The following is a 5,363-nucleotide window of genomic DNA, read 5'->3' on the forward strand; positions in this document are numbered from 1 at the left end:
GGGGCCGCCGGGTGTGGTGTGGGGGGGGGGGGCGGGTGGCCCGTGGGGACCCCGGGGGGGGGGGGGGGCCCCCCCCGGGGGGGGGGCGGGGGGGGCCCCCCCCCCCCCCCCCCCGACACCGTGCCCCTCCGGCACTCGGACTACAGGCCCTCGCCGGAACGCCGGATCAGCTGGTGCCCTTGTTCCCGCGGCGGCGTACGGCGAAGACCGCCCCGGCACCGAGCAGTACGGCCGCACCGCCCGCGAGGGCGAGCCGCGGTAGGGCGGAGGACGAACCGGTGCCGGCCAGGCTGCCGTCGGCCGCGGCCGGCTCGGCCGAGGCGCCGGGCGTCGCCGACTTGCCCGAGGTGCCGCCCTGCGCCGGCTTTCCGGGCTTCGGACGGTCCTTGTCATCGACCTTGCCGGGCTCGGCGTCGTCGACCTTGCCGGGCTTGCTGCCGGCCGCGAGCACCTCGAAGTCGTACCGCTTCATGGGGCCGGACACGCAGGGGTTGTACTGATCGGAGGCGTCACCCGCGAACAGGGCGAAGCCGTTCTTCGCCGGAGCCCCCTTCTCGATCGTCATACGCATCCGCACATCGGTACGCGCACCGGGCCGCACGGCCTTGACGGATCCGGTGTGGGAGACGTGCTCGAAGTCCAGCTCCTTCCATTCCGTGCCGTCGGACCACTGCACCTTCATGAAGTGCTGGTCCTGGTTCCCGGCATGCAGGCGGAAGAAGACCAGCGGGTCCACGTCCAGGGTGCGGTCCGTGCCGTTGGCCAGCGTGAAGGAAAAGTCGACCGTGGTCCCGGCCACGGCCTTCGAGGGCAGGCCGTTGGCGAGGACGGTCAGGCCCGGTTCGCGGACACACTCCTCGGCGGCGGTCAGCGCCTTGTCGGCCGCGTTCTTGACCTTGAGAGCCTCGTCCGGAGCGTCCTGGATCTTGCTGTACTCCTGAACGGCCTTGAGCCGGGCGTTGCTCACCGCCTTCCAGGCTGCCGTGCGCTTGGCCTCCGCTTCGGCCTTGGCCTGGGCCGCCTTCGCGGCCGTGGCCTCGGCCGCGGTCAGCGCCTTCTGCGCCGTGGCCTTCGCGGTCTCGTCCTCGGCCGCCTCCAGCTTGGCCTTGGCGTCCGCGACGGCCTTGTCCGCGGCAGCCTTGTCCGTGCCGGCGGCTTCGAGCGCCTTGTCCGCGGCCGCGGCGGCCACCCTGAGCGGATGAGTGGGCGAGTCCTGGGCGGCCAGGGTGTCCTTCAGCTTCTGCTGCGCGGCGGCCTTGGCCGCCACCGCGTCCTTGTAAGCCTGCTCCGCATCGGCCGCGGCTTTCTTCAGCTCGGCGTAGGTCGGCTTGTGGTGCGACCGCGCCGCAGGCATGGCGTCGGCCAGGGCCGCAGAGCCGGCGGTGAGCAGTACAGCGGGCGTGGAGACGGCGACGACGGCGGTCGCGAGAGTACGGCGCAGATTCACGGGGCCTTTTCCTGGTCAGAGAGAAAGCAAGGTGCCGCGCGCGAGCAGCGCTCGCGAGGGCGGCCACGTGATCGTATGACTGGGAGGAAGCGCCTCGACCACGGAGAGCCGGCCTGGGTGAGTGGCCGCCTGTACGGCACCAGTGGGCAAATTCGGACAGACAGGCATAGTTGCTCGCTTGTGCCGGAATTCTCTGTGATCTAACCGACGACGGGTTTTCCGCCCTCGCGCACCCTCTAGTGGGCTTGCAACACCTTGGCGGGGCGACAGACGATGCGGCCGCAAAGTGCCGCGTGGACCCCGAACCAGCGCACCACCGCCACCGAACTCCGCATCGGACTCAGATCAGGCGAGCCGGACGCGGTGTACGACGCAGGCCCCTCGACGGCCTCGATGCGTGGCCGGGACACGGGCGTTGTTAATGTTTGCCTTCGTCTTGCCACCCCTTCGGGGTGAGCGGGGAAAGGGGGAGTCGGACGACATGAAGGGCAAGAACGGCAAAGCGCTCGCGAATGCCCGAGCGGCGGCCGGTTCGCTCAATGGCCAGTCACTGGGCAACGCTCTGCGGACCACTGCCGAAAGCTGGACTCCGGCCCTGAACGGGATGCATGACCGGGCGACGGCGAGCGCCGCGAGCCTGCGCAAGTCTGCCGAAGGCAACGACGTGACGCCTGTGCACGAGCGGGATATGGCCGGCGGTCCCGCTCGCGATCCCCACCCGGAACTGCGCCCGCAGCGTTCCGGCTCGCCCTTCGGGTGACGAAACCTCTCAGACCTGGCTCGACGTAACCACAGACGGAATCACGGGGCGGCCCACATATGGCTTCTGACTACACACGTCTGCTCAAGCAGGACTTTTCCGACGCTGAAGCAGCCGACAAAGCGTGGCATCAGCTCTCCACCCAAATGGACGAGCTCGGCGGACGGCACCGGAGCAAGGTGACCGGGCCGCTGCACGCGGGCTGGAAGGGCGACGACGCCAGCGCCGCCCTGTTCTACCTGGAGGACCTGGAGACCCGCTTCGGAATCGTGCGTACCGAGGCGATGGCCATCTCCGAAGCCATCGGCATGGCCCGGGCCGGCATGCTGCTGGCGCAGAACAGGCTCCGCATCGCCGTGAAGGAGCTGGAGGCCGAGCATTTCTACGTCGATGACGAGGGTGCCGTCCACCCGCCCAAGGGCCGCGAAGAGGCGCAGGAGGGCGAGACGGAACAGGACCGGCTCGACCTGTTCTCGAAGCTGGAGTACTACCAAGGCCAGATCAACGATTCCCTGCACAACGCCCGGAAGGCCAGCGACGACGGGGCCAAGGCACTGGCGCAGCTCAACGGCGACATCCTGCAGGGCAACATCGACGACGCGGCCGGTGAGGCTCGCGATGACGTCAAGCAGGCCTCCAAGGCACTGCACACCGATCTCGGCAAGCCGTACCCGCCCGGCGACCCGAAGGACGCCGCACAGTGGTGGAAGGACCTGCCGCAGGGCCAGCGGGAAGCCTATGCGGCCCTGCATCCGGAGATCATCGGCAGGACCGACGGCCTGCCCTCCACCGTGCGGGACGACGCCAACCGGCTCGCCCTGGAGCAGGAACTCGGCGCGATGGAGAATTACCATTACCACGACAAGTACTCCACCGACGATTACAACAAACGCCTCAACAACCTGCTGACGCTCCAACGCGAACTGGACAAACGTGACGGCGCCGAGGAGAACAAGCGGCTGTACGTCCTCAACTACGACTCCGCGGGCGACGGCAAAGCCGTCATCGCGATGGGTAATCCGGACACCGCCGACAACGTGGGCGTGCAGGTACCGGGAACGGCCACCACGATGGAATCCACGGACGGGCAGCTGGAGCGGGTGGACAAGCTGCGCCGGTCGGCACAGGACGCGGACCCGACGGCGAAGACCTCGATGGTCTACTGGCTCGGATACGACGCTCCGGAAATCCCGGTCTCGGAGGCGGGCAACCTCGACGTCGCCGGAAAAGGCCGGGCCAACGACGCCGGCCCGGACCTGCGGCAGTTCACCCACGGTCTGCGCGCTTCCCACGAGGGCGGCGAGCGGGCCAACCTCACCGTGCTCGGGCACAGCTACGGCACCACCGTGGTGGGCTCCGCGGCGTCCGGTGGCGGCGGCCTGGACGCCGACAACATTTCCGTCGTCGGCAGCCCCGGCATGGGCGTCGACCACGCGAAGGACCTCAACATCGACCCGGACCACTTCTACACCGGCATCGCCGAGGACGACCCCATTCGCAACGCCACCGACCTGACTCTGGGCACCACGCCGAACAAGTCGGACTTCGGCGGCACCCGCTTCAAGGTCGACACCCACGGCCACAGCGGCTACTGGGACGACGACAGCGAGAGCCTCACCAACCAAGGGAAGATCATCGCCGGCCAGACGCCCACCGAGCGCCACGACAAACCGCTGACTCCTGTCGTCCCCGTCGCCCCCGGCGGCCCTGCCTTCGTCCAGTGACCGGACATGAAGAAACCACGCCTTTTCCCGATCCTCACGGCACTGATGGCCGTACTCTTCGCCGGAGGCTGTATGTCCCAGCAAACCGATGACCCCAACAAGCCCCTGCCGCGCAAGAGCCGGGCGGACGCCCTCGCCTGGGCCAAGCAGTACACGGCGACCATGGCCCACTACGCGCAGGTGAAGACCACCGACAATCCGGCGCCCAACGAGTCCTTCGAAAAGTGCGTCGGACGCAACGACGAGGTGCCGCAGGACGGACGCTTCACCCTCACGTACACCGTCTACGCGCACCTCCCGCAAGACCAGCACATCGAGGCCGTGCGCAAGGTACGCCGGGCACTGGAGCAGCACGGCATCCGCGTCACCAGCTACGAAGAGCGCCCCCAGCGCCCCGAGGCTGTGCTGTACGGCTTCCACGACCAGGAGCGCTTCAGCCTCATCGCGGACTCCGTGAAGCCCCCCAACCTGCTGCGCTTCTCCGTCAGCACCCCCTGCTTCCTTCCGCCGGGGGTGGAACAACAACAGTTCTGACCGGTCGGCGAGCACGCCGAAGCCGGCGAAACGCCAGGGCGGCGCGCGCGTCACGGGGCACAGAGGGCTGGGGTGCATGATCGTGCCCATGCAGAGACTCGAACTCACCCGGCCCCCCGTCGCCTCCGCATCCATGATCGTCCGCAAGCCCGCGGAAGAGGTGCTCGAAGCATTCGCCGATCCGTCCATCACGACACGGTTCTGGTACAGCAAGAGCGACGGAAGGATGGTCCCGGGGGCCGAGCTGCGCTGGGAGTGGGCGGTGTACGGCGCATCGGTCCAGGTCAGGGTCAAGGCGGTGGAGGAAGGCCGGCTGATCCGGTTCGAGTGGGGCAACTACGAGCAGCCGACCCTGGTCGAGCTGAAATTCACCCCGCAGGCAACGGACGCCACGCTCGTGGAGGTCACCGAGACCGGCTTCCAGGGATCGGGGGACGACGCCGTCCGCTGGGTCAACGACACCGTCGGCGGCTTCACCACCGTGTTGTGCGCGCTGAAGGCCCTCCTTGAGTACGGCATCGAACTCGGCGCCGTCGCCGACCACCACCCAGCCTGAACCACCCCCGGCCCCGGCTCCCTCCCGGGCCCCACAGCCGCCGGCGCTCGTCACTGTGTCGCCCCCACGCCGACCACACCGCCGGCCACGCGTCCGATCGCATCTCGGGCCGACGCAGCTGACTCGGAATCAGTGCCGGAGCGGGTGTCTCCCCGGCCCGAGCCTTCGTGTAGTGTTCTCCGAGTTGCCGCGGAGCCGTGACGGTTCTGCGGCAGCCACTCGCGCCGCACCGGCGGCACAACCACTACTGCACGACTCCCGAACGGGACGGATTTCGGCATGCCGGAATTCGACCGCGACTCGATTATGAGTCACCGGGAAAAGCCGCTAAAGTAGTGATCA

At 68.6% G+C, this 5,363-nt stretch carries 5 protein-coding genes; 4 read left to right on the top strand and 1 reads right to left on the bottom strand.

What is annotated here, in order from left to right; translation table 11 throughout:
- Positions 1-166 precede the first annotated feature (166 nt).
- Positions 167-1,447 carry a hypothetical protein gene (locus tag ACH4FX_RS43085; protein WP_398487372.1) on the bottom strand — a complete coding sequence of 427 codons (1,281 nt, stop codon included), beginning with the start codon at positions 1,445-1,447 and terminating at the stop codon, positions 167-169.
- A gap of 481 nt (positions 1,448-1,928) precedes the next feature.
- On the opposite strand from ACH4FX_RS43085, the gene ACH4FX_RS43090 reads away from it, so the two are divergent.
- The 4 genes from ACH4FX_RS43090 to ACH4FX_RS43105 all read left to right on the top strand — a co-directional run bounded on the left by ACH4FX_RS43090 (position 1,929) and on the right by ACH4FX_RS43105 (position 5,021).
- A complete protein-coding gene (locus tag ACH4FX_RS43090) occupies positions 1,929-2,207 on the top strand; it encodes a hypothetical protein (RefSeq protein WP_398487373.1) in 279 nt (92 codons plus the stop codon).
- 59 nt (positions 2,208-2,266) lie between these two features.
- Complete coding sequence (locus tag ACH4FX_RS43095) at positions 2,267-3,931, top strand: alpha/beta hydrolase (RefSeq protein WP_398487375.1); 1,665 nt, start codon at positions 2,267-2,269, stop codon at positions 3,929-3,931.
- Positions 3,932-4,003: 72 nt separating this feature from the next.
- Complete coding sequence (locus ACH4FX_RS43100; protein ID WP_398487376.1) at positions 4,004-4,465, top strand: hypothetical protein; 462 nt, start codon at positions 4,004-4,006, stop codon at positions 4,463-4,465.
- A gap of 88 nt (positions 4,466-4,553) precedes the next feature.
- The gene (locus tag ACH4FX_RS43105) at positions 4,554-5,021 is read left to right on the top strand and encodes an SRPBCC family protein (protein ID WP_398487377.1); all 468 of its coding nucleotides are present in this window, start codon (positions 4,554-4,556) and stop codon (positions 5,019-5,021) included.
- The last annotated feature ends 342 nt before the right edge of the window (positions 5,022-5,363 follow it).

It is taken from the genome of Streptomyces sp. NPDC018019 (assembly GCF_044327805.1).
Lineage (GTDB): Bacteria > Actinomycetota > Actinomycetes > Streptomycetales > Streptomycetaceae > Streptomyces.

What these genes read in the sequence shown, in the direction of transcription:
- ACH4FX_RS43090 (WP_398487373.1), top strand. Translation starts at nt 1,929, where the DNA reads ATGAAGGGCAAGAACGGCAAAGCGCTCGCGAATGCCCGAGCGGCGGCC.
- ACH4FX_RS43095 (WP_398487375.1), top strand. Translation starts at nt 2,267, where the DNA reads ATGGCTTCTGACTACACACGTCTGCTCAAGCAGGACTTTTCCGACGCT.
- ACH4FX_RS43100 (WP_398487376.1), top strand. Translation starts at nt 4,004, where the DNA reads ATGTCCCAGCAAACCGATGACCCCAACAAGCCCCTGCCGCGCAAGAGC.
- ACH4FX_RS43105 (WP_398487377.1), top strand. Translation starts at nt 4,554, where the DNA reads ATGCAGAGACTCGAACTCACCCGGCCCCCCGTCGCCTCCGCATCCATG.